Source organism: Kribbella sp. (assembly GCF_035687465.1).
GTDB lineage: Bacteria > Actinomycetota > Actinomycetes > Propionibacteriales > Kribbellaceae > Kribbella.
In genome coordinates this window covers 24468-45665 of sequence record NZ_DASRXP010000167.1, presented here as the reverse complement: position 1 = coordinate 45665, position 21198 = coordinate 24468, and the positions used below count along the sequence as shown (strand labels likewise).

Sequence of the window (21198 nt, the reverse complement as noted above, 5' to 3'; positions counted from 1 at the left end):
CCCAGGGCAACAAGCTGAGGCTGTTCGACCTCTTCCGCGGACCACATGAGACCCTGCTGCGACTCGCCCCGAGCACCCTGGCGAATCACCCGTGCGCCGTTGACGTAGTACGGGCGGATCCCACAGGTGACACGTACGCATCCCCGGAGGCGTTCGAGTTCTACCACGCGACGAACGGGGACGAGATCCTCATCCGGACGGACGGCTATCTGACTAACCAGTGTGGGCGATCTGGTCCTGGATGCGGAACTCGAGGCCGTCCGCCGCGGCCAGGTAGACGTCTTGGTTCACCAGGTTGCCGTCCAGCCGGAGGAGGCCGCGCGGACTGTCGTAGAAGTGGCCCGTCGGCATCGACGTGATCGCGGAGATGTCGACGGAGCCACTCAGCTGTCCCAGCCGGGCGAGGAAATGGATCGCCTCGTAGCAGGACTCCCCCACGGCGTTGAGCGCAGGCGCCCAGACGCCGAAGCGGCCGTAGTACGCGAGGGCGAACTCACCACTCTCGGCCGTCGCCAGGCCGTCGAAGTACGCCGCTGCCGCGTAGATGCCGTCGTTCGAACCCGCACCGGCGGCCAGCAACGTGTTCTCCTCGATGGCCGGGCTCAGCCGGAGCAGCTTCTCGCTCAACCCCGCGCGGGCGAACTGCCGGTTGAAATGCACGGCATCCTGGCCCATCAACAACATGATCACGCCGTCGACCCCGCTGCGGGCGATCGAGGTGAGCACGCCGCGGAAGTTCGACGTACCGAGCGGAACGTAGTCGGCGCGGACGATCTCGGAGCCGGATCCCAGCAGCGCCTCGGTCGCGACCGACCCGGTGACGCGCGGATAGACGTAGTCGTTGCCGACCACGGCCCAGCGCCGTACGCCGTGCTGTTCCCGAAGCCAATGTGTTGCCGGGAGCAACTGGTTCACCGGGCGCTCGCCGAGCATGAAGACGCCCGGAGTGTCATCGCTTCCCTCGTGCATCGCGGCGAAGGCGTAGACCACCCGGCCACCGATCCGCCGAGTCAGGGCGACCCGGACCGCGGAGATGTGCCAGCCGGCGACCGCGTCCACGCGACCGCTGTCGACCAGTCGCCCGACCTCCTCCGCGACCACCTCCGGCGACCGGCCGGCATCCACTTGGACGAGCTCGACCTGGCGGCCCGCGATCCCGTTGCGCGCATTGAGTTGCTCGACCGCGAGCTGCCCGCAGGCCAGGCAGGAGGGGCCGTAGATCCCGGTCGGCCCTTGCAGGGGCACGACGAAGGCGATCGACACCACCTCGGAACGCTGCACGAGGACCAGTGTCAACCAACAGGCAGCGATTCTTCGAGCGCTGGGCTATATTCGCCGCAAGCTGAGACGACGTGAGCTAACGGGAGGGACGATGACGGCCAGCCTGCTCCTGCTGCTCAAGCAAGCCGAGTACGAGATCGAGCGGCAACTGCTCCCGCTGCTGACCGAGTTCGACCTGACCGTTGAGCAGTGGCGGGTGATGTCCGCGCTGCTGGATGAGCCCGGGCAGCCGATGTCCACGTTGGCCGGCACCGCAGTACTGCCGGCCGCGAGTCTGACCAGGCACGTCGACAAACTGGTCGAGCGCGGTCTGGTGATCCGCCGGATCCACGCCACCGACAAGCGCCGGATCGTCACCGCCCTCTCCCCCGTCGGTACCACCGTGGCCGACCGGGTACGCACCGAAGAGCGCCGGATCGAAGCCGGAATCGACTTGCCGCAGTTACTTCCATCTGGAAATACACGAACGTAGCGGTTGCGCAACACGCAGGAAACACGCGGTTCCTAGGTTCCTTCCAATCGGGTGCATCGTCGCTGGTGCGCCATTCCGCCTGAAGGTGCCGCAGGAGTTCGCGATGACAGTTGAGCCCTCGATCGATTCCCGTACCGCACAACCGCCAGCACCCGCCACCGAACCCACTGCCGCGACGCGCGAGACGCTCGAGGACTACACGCTGCGCTTCGCGCCCCGCAGCTACCGGCGGTGGTCCACCGGCGTGGTCGGGGTCTCCGCCCTCGGCGGCATCGCGTACCTGGCCGACTTCGCCATCGGCGCGAACATCGGCATCTCCTACGGCACCACGAACGCGCTCTGGGGCATCGGGATCTTCGCCGTTGTGATCTTCGCGACCGGGCTGCCGCTCGCGTACTACGCCGCGCGGTACAACATCGACCTCGACCTGATCACCCGCGGCAGCGGCTTCGGGTACTACGGGTCGGTGGTGACGAACGTGATCTTCGCGTCGTTCACGTTCATCTTCTTCGCCCTGGAAGGCTCCATCATGGCCCAGGGACTCGAACTGGGGCTCAACATTCCCCTCTGGCTCGGGTACGCCGTGTCCACGCTGGTGATCTTCCCGCTGGTGATCTACGGGATGAAGGTGCTGTCCACACTGCAGGTCTGGACGACGCCGCTGTGGCTGATCCTGATGGTGTTGCCGTTCGTCTATCTGGTCGTCTCGCACCCCGAGTCGGTGTCGTCGTTCTTCGACTATCAGGGCGAGAACGGTATGGGTGGGACCGATGTCGGCTCGATGCTGCTGGCGGCTGGGGTCTGTCTGTCGCTGATCGCGCAGATCGCCGAACAGATCGACTACCTGCGGTTCATGCCGCCGAAGACACCGGAGAACTCACGGCGCTGGTGGACGTCGGTGCTGCTGGCCGGACCGGGCTGGGTGATCTTCGGCGCGCTCAAGCAGGCGATCGGGCTGTTCCTCGCCGTGTACATCATCGCGAACGTGGCCGACGGCGCGACCGTCGCGAACGAGCCGGTGCACCAGTTCCTGGAGATCTACCGCGGCTTCCTCCCCGGCTGGCTCGCGATGGCACTGGCGGTCATACTCGTGGTGATCAGCCAGATCAAGATCAATGTCACCAACGCGTACTCCGGGTCGCTGGCGTGGACGAACTCCTACACCCGGCTGACCAGGCACTACCCCGGCCGGCTGGTGTTCCTCGGCTTCAACCTGGTGATCGCGCTGGTGCTGATGGAGGCGAACATGTTCGACTTCCTCAACACGATCCTCGGGTTCTACGCGAACTGCGGGATGGCGTGGATCGTGGTCGTTGCCTCCGACATCGTCTTCAACAAGTACCTGCTGAAGCTGTCGCCGCTGCAGCCCGAGTTCCGGCGGGGCATGCTGTACCCGATCAACCCGGTCGGGTTCGTCTCGATGGCCGTCGCTGCCGGGGTTTCGATCCTGGTCTTCTTCGGCGGCCTGGGCGACACCATCAAGCCGTACTCGCCGCTGGTGGCGATCGGGCTGGCGCTGGTGCTGCCGCCGGTCCTGGCGATCGCGACGAAGGGCAAGTACTACCTTCGGCGTACCGATGACGGGATCGACCTGCCGATGTACGACGAGCACGGGAACCCGTCGGGCGCAGTACTGACTTGTCATGTTTGTCATCACGAGTACGAAAGGCCCGACATGGCTGCGTGTGAAACCCACGACGCGTATGTGTGCTCGCTCTGCCTGAGCACCGACAAGGTTGCTGATCACGTGTTGCCGGCGCAGGTATGAACTTCAGTCCCGCCGACGTCGAGAAGCTGCTGCTCTCCGTGGCCGGCATGGTCGCCCGCGACCGGCTGGCGCGCGGCGTACGGCTGAACCATCCCGAGGCGGTCGCCCTGCTCAGTACCTGGGTGATCGAGCGGGCTCGTGAGGGTGCACTCGTCTCTGACCTGATGGAAGCGGGACGCACGGTCCTGAGCCGCGCCGACGTGATGGAAGGCGTGGCGGAACTCCTGGCCGACGTCCAGGTCGAAGCAACCTTCCCCGACGGCCGAAAACTCGTCACTATCCACAACCCCATCATTTGAGCAGGAGAACCATGACGAGCGCCGATAGACTTAGCAAGGAAGGACAGGGGGCGGGGAACAGCAGACCCGGGGCGGTGCGGGTGGCGCCTGGGTCGATCGTGCTCAACGGGGATCGGGCGGACGACGAGCGGCTGACGCTGGTGATCGTCAATACCGGTGATCGGCCGGTGCAGATCGGGTCGCATCTGCATTTGCCTGATGCGAATGCGGCGCTTGAGTTCGATCGTGCGGCGGCGGCTGGATTCCGGCTCGATATCCCGGCTGGTACTTCGCAACGCTTCGAGCCTGGGGCATCCCGTGAGGTTGCGGCCGTCGCGCTTCGAGGGCGACGACGGGTGCCGGGGTTGCAGATCAAAGTGGATGGGGGTGATCTGCGTGGTTGAGATTTCGCGGGCTGCCTACGCGGCGTTGTATGGGGCGACGGTCGGGGATCAGGTGCGGTTGGCTGATACCGACTTGTGGGTTGAGGTTGAGGAGGACTTCACCGTCGGGGGTGAGGAGGTGGTGTTCGGCGGGGGCAAGTCGATCCGGGAGTCGATGGGGCAGGGGACGACGACCCGGGCCGAGGGGGCGCCCGACACCGTGATCACGAATGTGCTCGTGCTCGACTGGTGGGGCATCGTGCGGGCCGATGTCGGGATCCGGGACGGCAGGATCGTTGCCCTCGGCAAGGCCGGGAATCCCGATATCGCGGACGGAGTGCACCCGGAGCTGCGGATCGGGCCGTCGACCGACATCATCGCCGGCGAGGGACGCATCCTGACCGCGGGCGCGATCGACTCTCACGTGCACCTGCTCTCGCCGTCCCAGCTGCACGAAGCAGTAGCGACCGGGACCACCACGATCGTCGGCGGCGGTACCGGACCGAGCGAAGGGTCCAAGGCCACGACCGTGACGCCCGGAGCCTGGCACCTCCAGCAGATGCATCGGAGTCTCGACAGGTTCCCGCTCAACGTGCTGCTGCTCGGCAAGGGCAACACGGTCAGCGCCGAGGGTCTCGCCGAGCAGGCGCTCGCGGGTGCGGCCGGCTTCAAGGTCCACGAGGACTGGGGTTCAACCCCGGCTGCGATCGACGCCGCACTCAAGGCTGCTGACGACTGGGGTCTCCAGGTCGCCCTGCACGCGGACAGCCTGAACGAGGCCGGCTTCGTCGAATCGACGCTCGACGCGATCGCGGGCCGGTCGATCCACGCCTTCCACGTCGAGGGTGCCGGAGGCGGGCATGCACCGGACATCCTCTCGATCGCGGCCCATCCGCACGTCATCCCCGGCTCGACCAACCCGACCCTGCCGCACACGGTGAACACGGTCGCCGAGCATCTCGACATGCTGATGGTCTGCCATCACCTGAGCCCGGACGTTCCCGAGGATCTAGCGTTCGCCGAGTCCCGGATCCGCGCCACCACGATCGCCGCCGAGGACATCCTGCACGACCTGGGTGCGTTGTCGATCACCTCGTCCGACGCGCAGGCGATGGGCAGGATCGGTGAGGTGATCACCCGGACCTGGCAGGTCGCGCATGTGATGAAGGCACGCTTCGGCTCACTCGGAGCCAGTTTGCCGGCGGACAACGAACGCGTCCGGCGGTACGTCGCGAAGTACACGATCAACCCGGCTGTTGCGCACGGCATCGATCACCTGGTGGGTTCGGTGGAGGCGGGGAAGCTGGCCGATCTGGTGCTGTGGGATCCGGCGTACTTCGGCGTCCGGCCGCTGCTGGTGATCAAGGGCGGCACGATCGCGTGGGCCGCGCTGGGTGATCCGAACGCGTCGATCCCCACTCCGCAGCCGGTGTTGATGCGGCCGGCGTTCGGTGATGCGATCGGGGCCGATCTCTCGGTCTCGTTCGTCTCCCCTGCCGCGCTCGAGGACGGACTGGCCGATCGGTTGGGGTTGCGGCGTCAGCTGGAGGGGGTGCGGCCGACGCGCGAGGTGGGGAAGGCGCAGATGAAGAACAACGACGCGCTGCCGAGCATCGAGATCGATCCGGAGACGTTCGCGATCACGGTCGACGGGGAACTGGTCGAGCCCGCACCCGCCAGCAAACTCCCACTGGCCCAGCTTTACGCGATGTTCTGATGGGGTCGCCTGAGCTGGTCGCGCTGATGCTGGCCGACGCCCGCCTGCCCACCGGCGGTCACACCCAGTCGGCTGGCCTGGAGCCGGCAGTCCGGGCCGGATTAGGTGCCGACGGCAACCGCTTGCCGGATGTCGAGACCTACGCCCGCGACCGCCTGCGCACAGTCGCGCGGGTGGAAGCTGCCGTCGCCGTCGTCGCCCGCCACCTCGCTCTGACGGCCCCCGACCTCGCGACGCCTGGGACACCGGAGGTCGATGGGCTGGTCGCAGAGGACAAAAGGGGGCGAATGAACGGGAGTTGGGAAGGCGGCGGTGTGATGCGGGCTGAGGCTGCGTGGGCGGCGCGGACGCCTAGCCAGGCGCTTCGGGCGGCGTCGCGGCGGCAGGGACGTGCGTATCTGAGGCTTGCTGCCAGGGTTTGGCCTGCTGTGCTTGACCACCTACCGGCCGACCGCGAGATTGCCCGGCCGGTTGTTGTTGGGGTCGTCGGTGCGGTGACCGGGTTGTCGGCTGTGCAGACTGCTCGTTTGATCGGTTACGACGATGCCCAGGCTGTGGTCGCGGCTTCGCTCAAGCTTCTGCCGGTCGATCCTGCCGACGCCGCCTGTTGGCTGGCCGCGTTGCACCCCGACATCGAGGAACTCGCCGCCTCCGTCGCTGGACTGACCAGCCCGGCCGACATCCCGGCGTACGGCGCTCCGCTTGTGGACGTCTTCGCCCAGGCGCACGCTATCGAGAGAATGAGGTTGTTCCATGCCTGAGACCACCCGCTCGTTCCGCCTCGGAGTCGCCGGTCCGGTCGGCACCGGCAAGAGTTCGTTGATCGCGATGGTCTGTCGCGAACTCGCCGACGAACTCGAGCTCGGCGTGATCACCAACGACATCTACACCGACGAGGACGCCCGGTTGCTGCGATCCGCCGGAGTACTCGACCCCGAACGGATCCGGGCGGTCGAGACCGGGGCCTGCCCGCACACGGCGATCCGGGACGACGTGACGCCGAACCTGATCGCGGTCGAGGACCTGGAGAAGGACTTCGCGCCGCTGGATGTCGTACTGGTCGAGTCAGGCGGGGACAACCTCACCGCGACCTTCTCCCCCGCGCTGGTCGACGCACAGATCTTCGTACTCGACGTCGCCGGAGGCGGTGATGTCGCGCGCAAGGGTGGTCCCGGGATCGCCCGGGCCGATCTGTTGGTGGTGAACAAGACCGACCTCGCGCAGTACGTCGGGGTCGACGTCGAGCAGATGGTCAGCGATGCGGAGGCGGCTCGGGGAGGCAAGCCTGTACTGGCGTTGTCGCGCACCGATCCTGCGTCGGTCGCTCAACTGAAGAAGTGGGTGCTGGAGATGACGGCTGTGGTTCGCAGCGGTCTGCACACGCCGGTGGATCCCGGGCCGATGGCGCCGCACTCGCATGTCGGCGACGACGGCGTGCTGATCACGCACACCCACGCTCACACACATTAGGCACTGGGCATGTTGACCCGCATCGAGGTGGTCGCCGATCCCGTCCGGGACCGATGTCTCCTCACCACCGGTGATCTGTCACCCAGACGGCTGCCTGCGCCGGCGGGCGTCGTACGGATCGCGCTGGTGGCAGCGGGTGCGCTGCTGCTGGCCGGCGACCACGTGCGAATCGAGGTCGTGGTTCGTGGCGAGGTCCGGCTCGAGATCGTCGAGACGGCCGGAACCGTCGCCTACGCGATGCGCGGCGGATCAGCCCGCTGGGACGTCGCCGTCGAACTGACCGACGGAGCCGCCCTGACCTGGCACGGCGAGCCCTTCATCGTCGCCGGGGGCGCCGATGTCGTCCGGACCCTGTCGATCTCGATGGAAGCGAACTGCACGGCCGCACTCCGCGAGTCGCTGGTTCTCGGCCGTCACGGCGAGGAAGGCGGCATCCTGCAGACAACCTCCAAGGTGTTCTCCGCGGAGCCGGCCGACGGCCGGGCGCTTCTGCTTGCGGAGGAGCTGGATCTGTCTCCTGGCAGCCGTCGCGGTTGGGCTGTTCTTGGCGAGGCGGGTTGCCTCGACAGTGTGACTACGCTTGGTTTCCGGTTGCCGGAATCTCCGCACACGCTGCAACTGGAAGGCGTCGGCTCGATCGCGCGCCGGCTGGTCGCCGCGCAGCATGAGAGCGACCTCGCCGACGTGTGGGTCAAGCTCTAAGATCTGGGGATGATCCGCCTCGACGCCACTGCCGCTTTCAGTCGTGCCGTCGAGCTCTCCACCCGCGGGCGACGCTCCATCCTCGGCATCACCGGCGCCCCCGGCGCGGGCAAGTCGACGTACGTCGAGGCGCTCACAGCCGAGCTCATCGGACAAGGGCACCAAGTCGCGCTGATTCCGATGGACGGCTACCACCTGGCTCAGGCTGCCCTGGAACAACTCGGGCTCGCGGACGTCAAGGGAGCACCGCACACGTTCGACGCCGCCGGATTCGTTGCCCTGCTCAAGCGTCTTCGCGAGGACGGCGCGGAGACAGTCTGGGCACCGAAGTTCGACCGGGAGCTGGAGGACTCGATCGCGGCAAGCATTCCCGTTCCGGCCGAGGTGACACTGGTAGTCACCGAGGGCAACTACTTGCTCCTCGACCAGGGGCCTTGGGCAACAGTTCGTACCCTGCTCGACGAGTGCTGGTACATCGAGCTCGACGATGACGTCCGGCATGCCAGGCTGGACGCCCGGCACCGGCTACACGGCCGATCGGTCGAGGAAGCACACGAGCGCACCTTCGGCAGTGATGAGCGCAATGCACAGTTGATCGAGGCAACAGCCCCGGCCGCGGACGCCGTTCTCTACTTGTCCTGAAAACGCTCGATGAACCCGGCCACACCGTCCAGATAGAGCTGCAGCCCGAAGTCGAAGTCCTCGTCGTTCGTCTCCTCGAACACCGTCGGCTCGGCGAAGACCCCGGCCTCGATCACCTTGGCGAGGGCGGGCAGTTCCCGTGGGTCGACCACCTGGGCCAGCGTCGCGCCGTACCGGCTGAAGGCCTCGGGGTTGTCGGCGGCGCCGGCGGCGAGATCGAGGGAGAGCCGCATCTGGCCCTGGACGTACGTCATCAGGCCCATCACGACGCCGACCTTGCCCTCCTCGCTCAGTCCGGTGTCCTTGAGCGCACCCAGCGCGGAGTCGAACCACGCGAGGTTGTTCGGGCCGGCGGGCGGACCCGAGATCGGGAGCTTCGCGTACCAGCGGTGTCCCCGGACCGCGGCCATCACGCCATCCGCCCAGAAGATCAGACCGGTCCGCCAGTCCACCCCCTCGGGGAGCGGGCTCGGGCGTTCCAGCGCGGCGTCCGACATCAGCACGAGCAACTCGTCCTTGCTCTTCACATGCCGGTAGAGCGCCATCGTGGAGTTGCCCAGCCGCTCCGCCACCCGGGCCATCGACACAGCGGCAAGGTCCTCAGCGTCGGCGAGCTCGATCGCGGCGCGGGTGATGTCGGCGAGCGTCAGCGTCGCCTTCGGGCCACGGCGGGTGGTGTCACGCAACCCCCACATCAGCGCCACTTCGGCCGGCAACTCGCTCATCTCCACCGCCTCACTCTAGAGACTTGGCTCTGGTCAAGCTTACTGCGTAGCTGCTACGCTATTTAGCGTACCCAATACGCAGTAGGGGGAATCCCATGATCGTGGAAGCAGTCGGCCTGCGGAAGTCGTTCGGCCCGACCGTGGTACTGGAAGGCGTCGACCTGCGCGTCGACGAGGGGTCCGTGCTCGCCCTGCTCGGGCCGAACGGCGCCGGCAAGACCACCATCGTGCGCATCCTGACCACGCTGACCCGGCCGGACGCGGGCCACGCGACGATCGCCGGGTACGACGTGGTCCGCGAGCCGTCGAAGGTCCGCGGCGTGATCAGCCTGACCGGCCAGTCCGCGGCGGTCGACGACAACCAGACCGGCCGGGAGAACCTCGTGATGATCGGCCGGCTGATGCACCTCGGCCGCTCCACCGCGCGACAGCGGGCCGACGACCTGCTCGAGCAGTTCGGGCTCACCGGCGCGATGAACCGCCGGGTCAAGACGTACTCCGGCGGCATGAGCCGGCGTCTCGATCTCGCGATGAGCCTGATCGCGCGGCCGCGGGTGATCTTCCTGGACGAGCCGACCACCGGACTCGACCCGGCCAGCCGGCTGACCATGTGGGAGGCGATCGGCGAACTGGTCCGCGACGGGACGACGATCCTGCTCACCACCCAGTACCTCGAGGAGGCGGACCGCCTGGCGGATCGGATCGTGCTGCTCGACCAAGGCCGGATCACCGCCTCCGGGACGGCCGACGCCCTGAAGACACAGATCGGCGGTGAACGGATCGAGCTGTACTTCGCCGATCCGGCCGACGCCCTCAAGGCAGCGGGACTGGTCGGCGGTCTGGCGGACGGGCTGGTGCTGAACCTCCCCTCCGACGGATCCGCAGCGCACCTGCACGCAGTACTGGATGACCTTCGGGCGCGCGGTCCGCAGCCCGACCGGGTGGCGTCGCACCGGCCCACGCTCGACGACGTCTTCCTCACTCTGACCGCTTAGGAGTCCTGATGCATCACGATGGATTGGGAGCCGCGGTGAGTGATGTGGCGACCTTGATCGACCGCAGCGTCCGGCTGACCCGCCGCAACGTCGACACCTTGTTCGTGTCGATCCTGCTGCCGCTACTGATGATGTCGCTGTTCGTCTACGTCTTCGGTGGCGCGATCGAGACGGGCACGCAGTACATCACCTATGTCGTCCCCGGCATCCTGCTGCTGACCACCGGGTACGGCGCCTCGAACACGGCGATGGCGGTCGCCGACGACATGAACAGCGGCATGATCGACCGGTTGCGCTCACTGCCGATCCGCAGTTTCGCAGTACTGACCGGGCACGTCACCGCCAGCGTGGCGCGCAATGCGATCTCCACCGCGATCGTCATCCTCGCCTCGCTGGCGATGGGATTCGAGCCCAACGCGAGCCCGGGCGAGTGGGTGGCCGCGATCGGCCTGCTGCTGCTCTACGTGCTGGCGCTGTCCTGGCTGGCCGCGGCGCTCGGCGTGATCGCGAAGTCGGTCGAGTCGGCGAGCGCGCTGAGCTTCTTCATGCTGTTCCTGCCCTACCTGAGTAGCGCGTTCGTGCAGCCCGAGACGATGCCGGCCTTCCTCCGCCCGATCAGCGAGCACCAGCCGATCACGCCGGTGATCGAGACCGTCCGCAGTCTCCTGACCGGTACGCCGCTGGGCGACAGCGGGTGGATCGCACTCGTTTGGTGCACCGGGCTGCTCGCCGTGTCCATCACCGCGGCCACTGTGTTGTATCGGCGGCGCATGAGCCGCTAGAAGTAGGCCACGACAAACGAAATGCCCCGACCTTGGATCGGGGCACTCGCCCGTGCGAGTCCCGGGGGGAGTGGGACCGCCGCACGTGGGGGGATTTCGAACTTATCCCGATCGCGGGGTCAGGAAACAACGGTACCGGCGATTCTCGAAACATCTGTCCGCTGAACGGTCGGAAATTGCGCCCAACGGTCAGAAAACGACAGGCAGGGCAACCAGCCCGCGGGTCCGGATCGAGGGCCGCCACTCGACCTCTGTCCTAGGTACGCCGAGCGCCAGCCCGGGCAGTCGATCCAGCATCGCCTCCAGCGCGATCTCCATCTCCAGCCGGGCCAGCGGCGCACCGAGGCAATAGTGAATGCCATGCCCCAGCGCCAGGTGACCGCCGACCACCCGATCGAAGTCGAGCCGGTCCGCCTCGGGGAATCGCGTCGAGTCCCGATTCGCCGAGGCGATCCCGAGTAATACCGTCTCCCCCGCCGGTACGACGAACCCGCCGATGGACACGTCCTCCACCGGGAACCGCCTGATCGCGAGCGACGCCGGAGCGTCGTACCGGGCGAGTTCCTCGACGGCCGCGGGGAGGAGCGAGCGGTCGGCCTGCAGTCGCGCCCACTGGTCCGGGTCGTCGAGCAGGGCCAGCGTCGCGTTGCCGATCAGGTGGACCACGTTCTCGTAGCCCGCGAACAGGATCAGGAAGACCAGCGAGGTGAGTTCGTCATCGCTGAGCCGGTCCCCCTCGTCCCGCGCCGCGATCATGGCGCTCAGCAGGTCGTCGGCAGGCTCGGCACGCTTGCTCGCGATCAGCCCGGCGAAGAACCGCAGCATCGCCCCGATCGCCTGCCGCGCTGCGTCCGCGTCAGGCGGAGCCAGGAGCGTGTCCGTCCACTGCCGGAAGTCCGTCCGCGTCTGTGCCGGTACGCCGAGCAGGTCGCAGATCACGGTGATCGGCAAGGGCGCCGCATACTCCGCGACCAGGTCCGCCCGGCCGGGGGTGAACGCCTGGGTGACCAGTTTGCGGACGCGGGTGTGGTCCGGTGGGTCCATGTTGAGCAGGTTCGCGTCGAGCGCGGGCGGCAGTGACATCCCCCGGTAGTTGCCGGGGAGAGCGTTGCTCCGGTCCAGGCTCAGCCGGGGATCGGCGAGCGCCTGGCGGACATCGTCGTACCGGGTGACCAGCCAGGCCGGGCTGCCGTCGGGACCTTCGATGCGGTGAACCGGGCCGGCCTCGCGGAGCCCGGCGTAGTCGGCGTACGGATCTCTGGGCGTGATCATCGGGTCAAACGGTACTCACGAAAAAGTTCTCCCGGGGATGTCTATTTCGCGTCCTCTGGTCCGACGTACCAGTAAGAGCAGGAACTACGGACTTGAGGAGAGGGTCAGGATGTTCGACACCACCGCCAACCAGATGATCGTCACCATGCTGGCCGAGGGGAACCCGGTCTGGTTCGTCGCCGCCATGGTCAACATGCGCAGCCACGACGTCTACGTGATCGGCCGTGCGGCCGGCTACCCGGACAAGGCCAAGCTCCGCCGCGCCGTCTGGGCCGAGCGCAACCGCACCCGCCAGGCCGCCTGAGCTAGTCGCTGGTGTCGATCAATGAGCCGATCCAGCGCTCGACCGCCGGCAGCACCGAACTGCCGGAGTGGGCGACTCCTTCGACCAGGTCGAAGGTCAGGTCCAGGCCGTGCGAACGGAAATTGCCTTCCAGGGTGCGCAGCCGTTCGATCCGGGTGCTGCCGGTCAGCTCGGCACCGTCCATCCAGTTGGACTCGCCGCGATTCATGATCTCCCAGGTCTCGACGTCCTCGGTCCCGACCACCAGCTGGATCGGCACCCGGCGCAGCGCGTCGAAGTCGATCCGCTGACCGAATTTCTGCTCGAACCCCTTCGTTCCGAGCCACCACGGCAGGCTGTCGTCCAGCTGGGTGATGCGGCCGGGCGCTCCGATCGAGGCCCCGGCCAGCCGGTCGGGGTGCAGGTAGAGGAACCGGTGGGTGAACTGGCCGCCACCGGAGAACCCGTGCAGGTAGAACTGTTCGGACTCCACCGGGAACCGCTCGGCCACCTCGTCCACGATCGAGAGCAGCATGTGGTCGAACCGGATTCCCTGGTACTCGATGAACTTGTAGTTGTGCAGGTCGGTCGGGTCGATCAACCCGGCTGGGAAGATCGGTGTCAGCACCACCGCGCCGTACTTCTCCGCGAACGGCTTCAGCTGGTCGCGGTACTTGGCCGCGGTTCGTGCGGTGCCGTGCTGGACCACCACCAGCGGCGCCTTCACCCCGTCCTCCAACTGCTGGGGAACGTACAGGAGGTAGTGCAGCCGGGGATCGACCTGAGAGGCGAAGATCGGGATCGACCCACGCCGGTAGAAGATGGAGGTGTCTGTCATCTGCGTCCTTCGGTGAGTGCGAATGCGGCTCGCAGCTCGGCGACCCGTTCCGGCTGCCAGCCGGGTCCAGGCGCGGAGGAGAGCAACATCTGGGTGTAAGGATGCTCGGGCCGCCGGAGCAGCCCGGCGGTGAAGTTCTGCTCGACGGCGATCCCCTGGTACATCACCAGGATCCGGTCCGTCACCTCGCCGACGACGGCGAGGTCGTGGCTGACGAACACCAGGCCGATGCCCAGCCCGGCCCTGATCTCGTTCAGCAGGGCAAGGATCCTGGCCTGGACCGAGACGTCCAACGCGGACACGGCCTCGTCCAGCACGAGGACCTTCGGCCGCACAGCCAGCGCTTTCGCGATCGCGACTCGTTGCCGTTGGCCACCACTGAGCTCGTGCGGCCGCGAGGTCGCGAGGCGGCTCGCCAGCCCGACCTGGTCGAGCAGGTCGGCGATCTCCTCTTTGCACCGGGTCTTCGTCAGCCCGGCGCGATGGCGGCGCAGCACGTCCCTGAGGCAGCCCTCGACAGTCAGCCGGCGGTCCAGCGAGGTGTACGGATCCTGGAACACCATCTGGATACTCCGGGCCCGCCGCAGACGTGCCGCCCGGCCGCGCCAGTCCTGGAGAAGCTCCTGACCGTCGATCGTGACAGTGCCTTCGTCGGGGCGCACGAGTCCGACCAGCATCCGGGCCACGGTGGTCTTGCCCGAGCCCGACTCGCCGACGATGCCGAGCGATCCGCCTGCCTCGACCTCGAAGCTGATCTTGTTCGCGGCGACCACCGGCTCCGCGCCGCGCCGCCCCGGGTAGGTCTTGCACAGTTTTCCGACCTGGAGGACGGTCATCCCCGCACCTCCATCTCACGCTCGGGCAGCTTCGGTACTGCGTCCGCCAGCGCCCTGGTGTACTCGTTACCCGGGTCCTCGAAGATCGTGGCGCCGGGTTGATGGTCGACGATCTGCCCGTCCTTCATCACGTACACGCGATCGCAGTACGCCGCGGCGAGGTGCAGGTCGTGGGTGATGAAGAGGACACCGAGATCCCGCCCGGCCCGCAACCGCCGGAGCAACGCCAGCACCTCCGCCTGGGTGGTCACGTCCAGCGCGCTGGTGGCCTCGTCCGCGAGGAGCAGGCTCGGGTCGATACTCAGCGCTGCCGCGATCACCACGCGCTGGAGCATGCCGCCCGACAGTTGGTGTGGGTAGAGCTTCAGCAGCCGCTCGGGATCACGCAGGCCGACCTCCTCGAACAAGCCGGCGATCTTCGTCCGGGCTGCTGCCCGTTTCACGCCGTGCACGTGGACGAGCCGTTCGGTGGCGGAGTCACCGATCCGCCGGACCGGATTGAGCGCAGTACGGGGAGCCTGGAAGATCATCGCCGCTTCACCGGCACGGACCCGTCGGACCTCGGCGGGTACCGCGGACAGCATGTCCACGCCGGCGACGGACACGCGGCCATCGGTCTGCGCGTGGTCGGGGAAGAGCCGGAGGGCGGCGCGGGCCGTGGTCGACTTGCCCGAGCCTGATTCGCCGACCAGGCCCACGGTTTCGCCGGTGCCGACCTGGAGGGAGATGCCCCGCAGGATCTGCGTGTCCCGCAGCGAGACGACTAGATTCTCGATCTCGAGCAGCATGGTCATCTCCTCACCGCAAGCTTGTCGGACAGGCGGACGCCGAGCACATTCGTAGCGACGACCACGAGCGCGATGGTGAGACCTGGGACCAGTGCCGGGCCGACGATCCCCTGGATCACCCCGGTCCGGCCTTCCTCCACCATCAGGCCCCACTCGGAGCTGGGCGGTTGCGACCCGAAGCCGAGGAAGTTGAGCGAAGCGAGGCTCATCAGCCCTTCACCGAAGAGCACGACCAGGTATCCGACGAGCGTGGGCAGGAGGTTCGGAAGCAGGTAGCGGACGCACAGCACGAGCCCGCCGACACCCTGCAGCCGGTAGGCATCGACGTACGGCCGGGTGATCTCCTCCAAGGCGATCGACCGGGTGAACTTGGCGATGGCCGGCGCGTAGGCCAGCGCCATACCGAGCACCGAGGTCAGCTGGCCGCGGTCGAAGACGGCGATCACGAGCACCACGAAAAGCAAGCCGGGAAAGGCGAACATGACATCGGTGACGCGGCTCAGCGCGGTATCCACCCAGCCCCGGTGCCAGGCCGCCGTGATGCCGATCGCCACTCCGAGCACTGTCGCTATCGCCAGCAGAGCGATCGCTCCGAGCAGACTCGGCCTGGCACCGTAGATGATCCTGGACAACAGGTCCCGGCCGAGTTGGTCGGTGCCCAGCCAGTGGGCTCCGCCGGCCGGCTGCCAGATCGCGCTGAAGTCGGTCTCCGAGGGCGAGTACGGCGAGATCAACGGCGCGAACACCGCGGCGATCACCGCCAGCGCGAGCACTCCGGCGCTCAGGTAGAACGGCCACTCGTGGCGCCGGCGGATCGAGGTCGCGGTGAGGACCGGGGTGGTCAGATCGACGGTCATGACTCACTCCCGGCCAGAACCCTTGCATCGAGCAACGGATAGATCAGGTCGACGAGGATCGTGACGACCATGTAGGCGATCACCATGTAGAGCAGGATCGCCTGCACCACCGGGAAGTCGTGGGTGTTGATCGCCTCGACCAGCAGACTGCCGATCCCGTTCAGGCCGAACACGCTCTCGACCACGACGGTACCGGCGAGCATGCCGGCCAGGATCAGCCCGCACATCGTGATCACAGGTCCGAGCGAATTCCGCAGTACGTGCCGTAGCACGGTCTTGCGGGAACTGAGGCCGTAGCTGCGGGCCGCCTCCACATGATCGAGTGTCTGCTGCTCGACCATCGTCTGCCGGGTCACCCGGCTCACCACCGCGATCGCGCCCAGCGCCAACGCGATCGCCGGCAGGGTCAGGTGGTGGATCCGGCCGAAGAAGCCCTCGCCTGGTCCGGACACGGCGAACCAGCGCAGCTTCACCGCGAAGACCGAGATCAGCACGACCGCGACGACGAAGTTCGGGATCGAGGTCGCGAAGGTGGTCACGCCGGTGATCAGGGCGTCCACCGCGGTTCCCCGGCGCAGCGCGGACAGCACGCCGAGGAACACTCCGATCACGATGAACAGCACGGCCGCATAGGTCACCAGCGAAAGAGTCACCGGCAGCCGGGTGCCGAGCAGGTCCGTGACCGGCTGCTGGTACACCATCGAGGAACCAAAATCACCCTGCAGCAGATCCTTCGCCCAGATCAGGTACTGGCTGATGAACGACAGGTCCAGGTGGTACTCCGCGCGGACCGCTGCGATCCGTTCGGGCGTCATGTTCTCCGGGTTGCCGATCAGGAAGCTGACGGGATCACCCGGCGCGGCGTACATCCCGCCGAAGATCACGAACGAGCTGATCACCAGGGTCGCCACCATGGCACCCAGGCGCCGCAGCGCGATCACTACGCGCCCTTGGTGCCGAGGTCAGCGGCCCACGGGTAGTAGCGGTAACTGCCAGAGGCCGGTACGCCGGTCACCTTGGTGGACAGCGCCACCGTGCTCGGGCTCTGCACCACCGGGATCCACGGCATCGCGTCTGCCCAGCGCTTGGCCAGGTCGATCGCGACGGCGGCCCGCTCCCCGTCGTCGAGCGCCGCGCGGGCCTGGTCCACCAGCGTGTCGTACGCCGGGTCGTTGAGCAGCCACTGGACCGTCGAGTTGCTCGCGCCGTTCTTGTAGAAGCCGACCGGGTCGTTCTTGGAGATGAAGTAGTCGTCGCTGAACAGGTCGGCCGTGAGTCGGGTGGCCTCATCGCTGATGTCGTACTGCTGGGTCGGGATCTGGGTGATCGTTGCCTTCAGCCCGATCTTCTGGGCAGCGTCCACCAGAGCGTTCGCGATCACGTTGCGGACCGGGCTGCCGTCACTCGCGACCACGATCGGCTGGGTCTCGCCGACCTCCTGGACCAGCTTCTTGGCAGCATCGAGGTCAGCCTGCTGGGGTTTGGCCGGCAGCCCGGTCATCGCGTCGTACGCGGCCTGGAACTTCGCCTTCTCGTAGCCCCATGCGCCCGAGCCGACCGGCTCCTTCCACGGCTGGCCGAGGCCGGCCAGGGCCGCCTTGGAGACACCTTCGCGGTCGATGGCCATCGCGAGCGCCTTGCGGAGGCGGACATCCTTCAGGCCGCCGCGCTCGGTCACCATCAAGCTCCAGACCCGGGTGTCGGGTCCCTGACTCACCGTCGTGACCGAGCCGCTCGCCAGTTGCGTGGCCGAGGACAGGTTCTCCAGGTAGGAACCGGTCGCCGCCCCGGTGACGAGCGAGTTGACGATGACGTCGTCACTGCCCCACTTGAAGGTGATCTGGTCGGTCTTGGACGCCTTGTCCTGGTTCCAGTAGCCCGGCGCCTTGGCGAGCACGATCTGCGTCCCGGACTGCCATTGCTTCAGCATCAGCGGACCGGTACACGCGTCGGTGCCGTCCGGAGTACCGAACTTCTTGCCCTGCGCCTCGACGCCCTTGCGGCTGAGCACGACGCCGGCGTCACCGGCGATCGCCTCCAGGAACACCGCGTCAGGCTGCTTGAACCTCACGGTGACCTCGTTCGGGCCGGTCTTCTCGATGCCGGTCACGTTGACGTACTCGTCGGACTCGGAGGCACCGTCGGCCGAGTGCCGCTGGAGGCTCCAGAGCACGTCATCCGCCGTCATCGGCGTACCGTCGTGGAACTTCACGCCCTGCCGGATGGTGAAGACCAGGCTCGTCTTGTCCTTCCAGGCGTACTTCTCGGCCAGGCCGGGCTTCAGGCTCAGGTCCGGCTGGAGCTGTAGCAGCCGCTCGCAGACGTTCGCCATGATCAGGTCGCTCTGACCGTTCGCCGCGTCCGCGTCCAGGTCGAGCGAGCGCGGTTCCTTGGTCATGAACCAGGTGGCCTGGTCCAGTTGACCCGCTGCCGCCGGGGTGCTGTCGACCAGCTTCACCTGGTCCAGCGCGGGCGAGCCGGCCGAGTTGCCGGTGTCACCACAGCCGGCGATGACGAGTGCGCCGGCCGCGCAGAGCGCAGTACCGGCTGTGAACCTCTTCGGAGAGGCGGTCATGGGAACTCCTACTGGTAAAGGTTGAAGGGGACGAGCTCGTACGGGTGCTCGCAGGGCATGCCCGCGGCGACGTGGTACTCGCCGGTGCTGAGGTCGACGCAGCTGGACAGCAACGTCGACCATTGGCTCAGCCCGCCGAGCCGGTCGTCGGGATGGGCGCAGAGTGAGTCGGGCCGGCCCAGATGGTCCGACATCGCGCCGTGGATCGCTGCTCTGACGTCGGCCGGTTCGGTCGCTTCGGCCGCTTTCAGCAGGCCGTGGCGGGCCCGGGGCACCCGGAGCAGGGAGTCGGGTGACATCGGGCGGTGGTTCGCGGCCAGCTGGGGCGGCACGAACGCCTGGTAGTGGTTGCCATGGACAAGCAGTCCGTCGGTCGGGTACTCCCAGCCGTGTGCGCCGGGAGTGGTCTCGAGGTCGATGCTGAAGCCGGATCGGTCGGTCAGCAAGGCGTTGCTCGCGATGTGCGCGCGAGTCTTGACGAGGACCCTGAGAGCGTCGGAGATGGTGGCGGAGTCGAGCACCAGCCGGCGGATGACGGTCTGCGGTACACCGAGGGTGTCCTCGAAGCGGCCGCCGAGTCCGTTCGCGTTCAGGGCGAACCCGTTCGAGTTCGCGCCGTGACGGCCGATCTGACCAGCCTCGACCTGCAGGATCACCGTCGGCTTGGGCGGTTGAACGATCCTGAGGATGACGACAGTGTCGCGGACCGCGTGCCGCCAGTCCCAGTTCTGCCCGGTGTACACGTGTCCGTCGCCGGCCGCCGCCCCGGAGAGCGAGAACGAGGTGCACCCGTCCGGAGGTTCCGCCTCGGCCCGCAACGACGCGGCGTCGTAGACGATCTCGCCGCGGCAGTTGAGCACGACGATCTCGCGGACCGGTACGCCGGCCGCGACGGCGATCCCGGTGATCTCCTCGAACAGCTCCGGGAACTGCGCGCTGATCAGGCGTTCCCACGGCTCGGAGAGGGCGAGGATCTCCGCCCAGCTCCGTCCGGTCTGGAGCTCGAACGCCTGCTGGTAGTACGCGACCGCTTCGGCGATCAGGTCGGCGGCTGCGCGACCGTACTGCCGACCGCGATCATAGGCGGACGGACTGGAAACCTCGATGATCCTCATCAGCACCGAAGCTCCTCCAGGGATTTACCATGGGATTACAGAATGACTCACTGCTGAACGATTCATTACAGACTCGATGGGATCGGATGATACACAGATGGCACATGATGTAACAGCCATTACGGCAAAGAATCCCGCGATCGCCGAGCTGCGCGCGCGGATTCGCGACCACTGGGACGAGTTCACTCCCGCCGCCCGGTCGGTCTGCCGGTCGCTGTCCGAGATCTCCCCCGAGCGGCTGCTCTACCTGTCCGCCCAGGATCTCGGGGTGGAGAGCAAGACCAGCAATGCGACGGTCATCCGCACCCTGCAGGCCCTCGGTTACAAGGGACTGGCCGAGCTGAAGGACAACGTCGCAGCACCGTTCGCCAGCTCCGAGCGCGAGGAACGCCTGCGCAGCCGGATCGAGTCGACCGGCGGCGACCCCAAGCACGTCTGGGACCGGGTGATCACCGAGGCCCTCGAACGGATCGAGTTCCTGAACGAGAGCTTCCCGATGGATGCGTACGCCGAGGCCGTACAGCTGCTACTCGAGGCCCGGGAGATCACGACGTACGGGTTCGGCGCAAACTACGTGGCGGCGGAACACCTCACGCTGAAGCTCCGCAGGCTCGGCCGCAGAGCCCGGTGCATCCAGACCGCCGGCTTCCGGCTTGCCGACGACCTGCTCGCGGTCGAGCGGGGCGACGTCGTCATCGTGATCGCGCCCGGCCGCCTCATCATCGATGCCGAGGTGGTGATCGAACGCGCCCGCGCGGTCGGCGCCCGTTCCATTCTGCTCAGCGAACAGCTCGTCACCGAGCGCCTGGCCGGCGATGTCACCGTCGCCATGCACGTCCCCAACACCGTGACCGGCATGACCGCCGAGGTCCTCACCGCGATCGTGGTCACGGACGCTCTGGCGCAGGCGGTCGCAGCCGCCGACACCGAGCTCACCCTGGAGTCGTCTCACACCCTGGAAACCATCCGCCAGCAGCTCGGCTTCTGACGCCCGCGTCATCCCCACGGATAGCATCAGGGGCGACCTACGTCTCAAGGGAGCTGATCATGATCTTCATCACCGCGAAGTTCCGCGTCCTGCCCGAGCACGCCTCGGACTGGCCCCGCATCTCGGAGGACTTCACCAAGGCCACCCGCGACGAGCCAGGCTGCCTTTGGTTCGACTGGTCCCGCTCGCTGGATGACACCAACGAGTACGTCCTGGTCGAGGCCTTCCGCGATGACGACGCCGCCGGCGCCCACGTGAACTCGGCCCACTTCAAGCAGGCGCAGCAGACCCTGCCGCCGCATCTGGCCGAGACTCCTCGCATCGTCAACTTCAAGGTGCCGCAGGACGACTGGTCCGAGCTCGGCGAACTGGCGGTTCCCAAGAGCTGAACCCCCAGGTCGTTGCTCTGGGCCCGGATTGCGAGAACTATG

24 protein-coding genes are annotated in these 21198 nt (G+C 67.2%); 14 read left to right on the top strand and 10 right to left on the bottom strand.

Going from position 1 to position 21198, the window contains the following annotated elements:
• Positions 1-213 precede the first annotated feature (213 nt).
• On the bottom strand, positions 214-1281 hold the full coding sequence (locus tag VFG33_RS08660) for a substrate-binding domain-containing protein (RefSeq protein ID WP_325024259.1): 1068 nt from the start codon (positions 1279-1281) through the stop codon (positions 214-216).
• Between the two features lie 91 nt (positions 1282-1372).
• Here VFG33_RS08660 and VFG33_RS08655 point away from each other — a divergent pair, with 91 nt between their 5' ends.
• From VFG33_RS08655 to VFG33_RS08615, 9 genes are all read left to right on the top strand, one after another.
• Positions 1373-1753 carry a MarR family winged helix-turn-helix transcriptional regulator gene (locus tag VFG33_RS08655; RefSeq protein WP_325024257.1) on the top strand — a complete coding sequence of 127 codons (381 nt, stop codon included), beginning with the start codon at positions 1373-1375 and terminating at the stop codon, positions 1751-1753.
• 103 nt (positions 1754-1856) lie between these two features.
• Positions 1857-3521: a purine-cytosine permease family protein gene (locus VFG33_RS08650; protein WP_325024255.1), complete on the top strand. Its 1665-nt coding sequence runs from the start codon at positions 1857-1859 to the stop codon at positions 3519-3521.
• Positions 3518-3820: an urease subunit gamma gene (locus VFG33_RS08645; protein ID WP_325024253.1), complete on the top strand. Its 303-nt coding sequence runs from the start codon at positions 3518-3520 to the stop codon at positions 3818-3820. The genes VFG33_RS08650 and VFG33_RS08645 overlap by 4 nt, the downstream gene beginning before the upstream one ends.
• Before the next feature lie 11 nt (positions 3821-3831).
• Entirely contained in the window at positions 3832-4203 is a 372-nt protein-coding gene (ureB, locus tag VFG33_RS08640) for an urease subunit beta (protein ID WP_325024251.1), read from the top strand.
• Positions 4196-5899, top strand: a complete 1704-nt coding sequence (locus VFG33_RS08635; protein WP_325024249.1) for an urease subunit alpha — start codon at positions 4196-4198, stop codon at positions 5897-5899. The genes ureB and VFG33_RS08635 overlap by 8 nt, the downstream gene beginning before the upstream one ends.
• Positions 5899-6660 carry an urease accessory protein UreF gene (locus VFG33_RS08630; RefSeq protein WP_325024247.1) on the top strand — a complete coding sequence of 254 codons (762 nt, stop codon included), beginning with the start codon at positions 5899-5901 and terminating at the stop codon, positions 6658-6660. Before VFG33_RS08635 ends, VFG33_RS08630 begins: the two co-directional genes overlap by 1 nt.
• The gene (gene ureG, locus VFG33_RS08625) at positions 6653-7369 is read left to right on the top strand and encodes an urease accessory protein UreG (RefSeq protein WP_325024245.1); all 717 of its coding nucleotides are present in this window, start codon (positions 6653-6655) and stop codon (positions 7367-7369) included. The genes VFG33_RS08630 and ureG overlap by 8 nt, the downstream gene beginning before the upstream one ends.
• Before the next feature lie 9 nt (positions 7370-7378).
• On the top strand, positions 7379-8071 hold the full coding sequence (locus tag VFG33_RS08620) for an urease accessory protein UreD (RefSeq protein ID WP_325024243.1): 693 nt from the start codon (positions 7379-7381) through the stop codon (positions 8069-8071).
• Positions 8072-8080: 9 nt separating this feature from the next.
• The gene (locus VFG33_RS08615; protein ID WP_325024241.1) at positions 8081-8713 is read left to right on the top strand and encodes a nucleoside/nucleotide kinase family protein; all 633 of its coding nucleotides are present in this window, start codon (positions 8081-8083) and stop codon (positions 8711-8713) included.
• Here VFG33_RS08615 and VFG33_RS08610 read toward each other — a convergent pair.
• Positions 8701-9438 carry a TetR/AcrR family transcriptional regulator gene (locus VFG33_RS08610; protein WP_325024239.1) on the bottom strand — a complete coding sequence of 246 codons (738 nt, stop codon included), beginning with the start codon at positions 9436-9438 and terminating at the stop codon, positions 8701-8703. The genes VFG33_RS08615 and VFG33_RS08610 overlap by 13 nt on opposite strands.
• A gap of 95 nt (positions 9439-9533) precedes the next feature.
• On the opposite strand from VFG33_RS08610, the gene VFG33_RS08605 reads away from it, so the two are divergent.
• Both VFG33_RS08605 and VFG33_RS08600 read left to right on the top strand, forming a co-directional pair.
• A complete protein-coding gene (locus VFG33_RS08605; RefSeq protein ID WP_325024237.1) occupies positions 9534-10433 on the top strand; it encodes an efflux ABC transporter ATPase subunit, DrrA-related in 900 nt (299 codons plus the stop codon).
• 8 nt (positions 10434-10441) lie between these two features.
• A complete protein-coding gene (locus tag VFG33_RS08600) occupies positions 10442-11215 on the top strand; it encodes an ABC transporter permease (protein ID WP_325024235.1) in 774 nt (257 codons plus the stop codon).
• Between the two features lie 189 nt (positions 11216-11404).
• Here VFG33_RS08600 and VFG33_RS08595 read toward each other — a convergent pair whose 3' ends face one another.
• The gene (locus tag VFG33_RS08595; RefSeq protein WP_325024234.1) at positions 11405-12487 is read right to left on the bottom strand and encodes a cytochrome P450 family protein; all 1083 of its coding nucleotides are present in this window, start codon (positions 12485-12487) and stop codon (positions 11405-11407) included.
• Positions 12488-12596: 109 nt separating this feature from the next.
• On the opposite strand from VFG33_RS08595, the gene VFG33_RS08590 reads away from it, so the two are divergent.
• Positions 12597-12791: a hypothetical protein gene (locus VFG33_RS08590; protein ID WP_325024232.1), complete on the top strand. Its 195-nt coding sequence runs from the start codon at positions 12597-12599 to the stop codon at positions 12789-12791.
• 1 nt (position 12792) lies between these two features.
• On the opposite strand, the gene VFG33_RS08585 is transcribed toward VFG33_RS08590, so the two are convergent.
• Genes VFG33_RS08585 through VFG33_RS08555 form a run of 7 tightly spaced genes read right to left on the bottom strand, consistent with a single transcriptional unit; the run spans position 12793 to position 19779 of the window.
• Positions 12793-13608, bottom strand: a complete 816-nt coding sequence (locus VFG33_RS08585) for an alpha/beta hydrolase family protein (protein WP_325024230.1) — start codon at positions 13606-13608, stop codon at positions 12793-12795.
• Positions 13605-14444: an ABC transporter ATP-binding protein gene (locus VFG33_RS08580; protein WP_325024228.1), complete on the bottom strand. Its 840-nt coding sequence runs from the start codon at positions 14442-14444 to the stop codon at positions 13605-13607. The genes VFG33_RS08585 and VFG33_RS08580 overlap by 4 nt, the downstream gene beginning before the upstream one ends.
• Entirely contained in the window at positions 14441-15232 is a 792-nt protein-coding gene (locus VFG33_RS08575; RefSeq protein ID WP_325024226.1) for an ABC transporter ATP-binding protein, read from the bottom strand. The genes VFG33_RS08580 and VFG33_RS08575 overlap by 4 nt, the downstream gene beginning before the upstream one ends.
• A 2-nt stretch (positions 15233-15234) precedes the next feature.
• Positions 15235-16089, bottom strand: a complete 855-nt coding sequence (locus VFG33_RS08570) for an ABC transporter permease (RefSeq protein ID WP_325024224.1) — start codon at positions 16087-16089, stop codon at positions 15235-15237.
• Positions 16086-17030 (bottom strand): ABC transporter permease, encoded by a 945-nt coding sequence (locus tag VFG33_RS08565; RefSeq protein WP_325024222.1) that lies wholly within the window; start codon positions 17028-17030, stop codon positions 16086-16088. Before VFG33_RS08565 ends, VFG33_RS08570 begins: the two co-directional genes overlap by 4 nt.
• A complete protein-coding gene (locus VFG33_RS08560) occupies positions 17030-18664 on the bottom strand; it encodes an ABC transporter substrate-binding protein (protein ID WP_325024220.1) in 1635 nt (544 codons plus the stop codon). Before VFG33_RS08560 ends, VFG33_RS08565 begins: the two co-directional genes overlap by 1 nt.
• Positions 18665-18672: 8 nt before the next feature.
• Complete coding sequence (locus VFG33_RS08555) at positions 18673-19779, bottom strand: C45 family autoproteolytic acyltransferase/hydrolase (RefSeq protein ID WP_325024218.1); 1107 nt, start codon at positions 19777-19779, stop codon at positions 18673-18675.
• 97 nt (positions 19780-19876) lie between these two features.
• Here VFG33_RS08555 and VFG33_RS08550 point away from each other — a divergent pair, with 97 nt between their 5' ends.
• Both VFG33_RS08550 and VFG33_RS08545 read left to right on the top strand, forming a co-directional pair.
• Positions 19877-20767: a MurR/RpiR family transcriptional regulator gene (locus VFG33_RS08550; RefSeq protein ID WP_325024216.1), complete on the top strand. Its 891-nt coding sequence runs from the start codon at positions 19877-19879 to the stop codon at positions 20765-20767.
• A gap of 59 nt (positions 20768-20826) precedes the next feature.
• Entirely contained in the window at positions 20827-21156 is a 330-nt protein-coding gene (locus tag VFG33_RS08545; RefSeq protein ID WP_325024214.1) for a putative quinol monooxygenase, read from the top strand.
• The last annotated feature ends 42 nt before the right edge of the window (positions 21157-21198 follow it).

Coding starts and splice junctions, on each gene's coding strand:
- ureG (WP_325024245.1), top strand. CDS start 6,653: ATGCCTGAGACCACCCGCTCGTTCCGCCTCGGAGTCGCCGGTCCGGTC.
- VFG33_RS08590 (WP_325024232.1), top strand. CDS start 12,597: ATGTTCGACACCACCGCCAACCAGATGATCGTCACCATGCTGGCCGAG.
- VFG33_RS08545 (WP_325024214.1), top strand. CDS start 20,827: ATGATCTTCATCACCGCGAAGTTCCGCGTCCTGCCCGAGCACGCCTCG.
- VFG33_RS08595 (WP_325024234.1), bottom strand. CDS start 12,487: ATGATCACGCCCAGAGATCCGTACGCCGACTACGCCGGGCTCCGCGAG.
- VFG33_RS08585 (WP_325024230.1), bottom strand. CDS start 13,608: ATGACAGACACCTCCATCTTCTACCGGCGTGGGTCGATCCCGATCTTC.
- VFG33_RS08550 (WP_325024216.1), top strand. CDS start 19,877: ATGGCACATGATGTAACAGCCATTACGGCAAAGAATCCCGCGATCGCC.
- VFG33_RS08620 (WP_325024243.1), top strand. CDS start 7,379: ATGTTGACCCGCATCGAGGTGGTCGCCGATCCCGTCCGGGACCGATGT.
- VFG33_RS08600 (WP_325024235.1), top strand. CDS start 10,442: ATGCATCACGATGGATTGGGAGCCGCGGTGAGTGATGTGGCGACCTTG.
- VFG33_RS08575 (WP_325024226.1), bottom strand. CDS start 15,232: ATGCTGCTCGAGATCGAGAATCTAGTCGTCTCGCTGCGGGACACGCAG.
- VFG33_RS08580 (WP_325024228.1), bottom strand. CDS start 14,444: ATGACCGTCCTCCAGGTCGGAAAACTGTGCAAGACCTACCCGGGGCGG.
- VFG33_RS08555 (WP_325024218.1), bottom strand. CDS start 19,779: ATGAGGATCATCGAGGTTTCCAGTCCGTCCGCCTATGATCGCGGTCGG.
- VFG33_RS08615 (WP_325024241.1), top strand. CDS start 8,081: ATGATCCGCCTCGACGCCACTGCCGCTTTCAGTCGTGCCGTCGAGCTC.
- VFG33_RS08605 (WP_325024237.1), top strand. CDS start 9,534: ATGATCGTGGAAGCAGTCGGCCTGCGGAAGTCGTTCGGCCCGACCGTG.
- VFG33_RS08650 (WP_325024255.1), top strand. CDS start 1,857: ATGACAGTTGAGCCCTCGATCGATTCCCGTACCGCACAACCGCCAGCA.
- ureB (WP_325024251.1), top strand. CDS start 3,832: ATGACGAGCGCCGATAGACTTAGCAAGGAAGGACAGGGGGCGGGGAAC.
- VFG33_RS08655 (WP_325024257.1), top strand. CDS start 1,373: ATGACGGCCAGCCTGCTCCTGCTGCTCAAGCAAGCCGAGTACGAGATC.
- VFG33_RS08560 (WP_325024220.1), bottom strand. CDS start 18,664: ATGACCGCCTCTCCGAAGAGGTTCACAGCCGGTACTGCGCTCTGCGCG.
- VFG33_RS08570 (WP_325024224.1), bottom strand. CDS start 16,089: ATGACCGTCGATCTGACCACCCCGGTCCTCACCGCGACCTCGATCCGC.
- VFG33_RS08630 (WP_325024247.1), top strand. CDS start 5,899: ATGGGGTCGCCTGAGCTGGTCGCGCTGATGCTGGCCGACGCCCGCCTG.
- VFG33_RS08610 (WP_325024239.1), bottom strand. CDS start 9,438: ATGAGCGAGTTGCCGGCCGAAGTGGCGCTGATGTGGGGGTTGCGTGAC.
- VFG33_RS08645 (WP_325024253.1), top strand. CDS start 3,518: ATGAACTTCAGTCCCGCCGACGTCGAGAAGCTGCTGCTCTCCGTGGCC.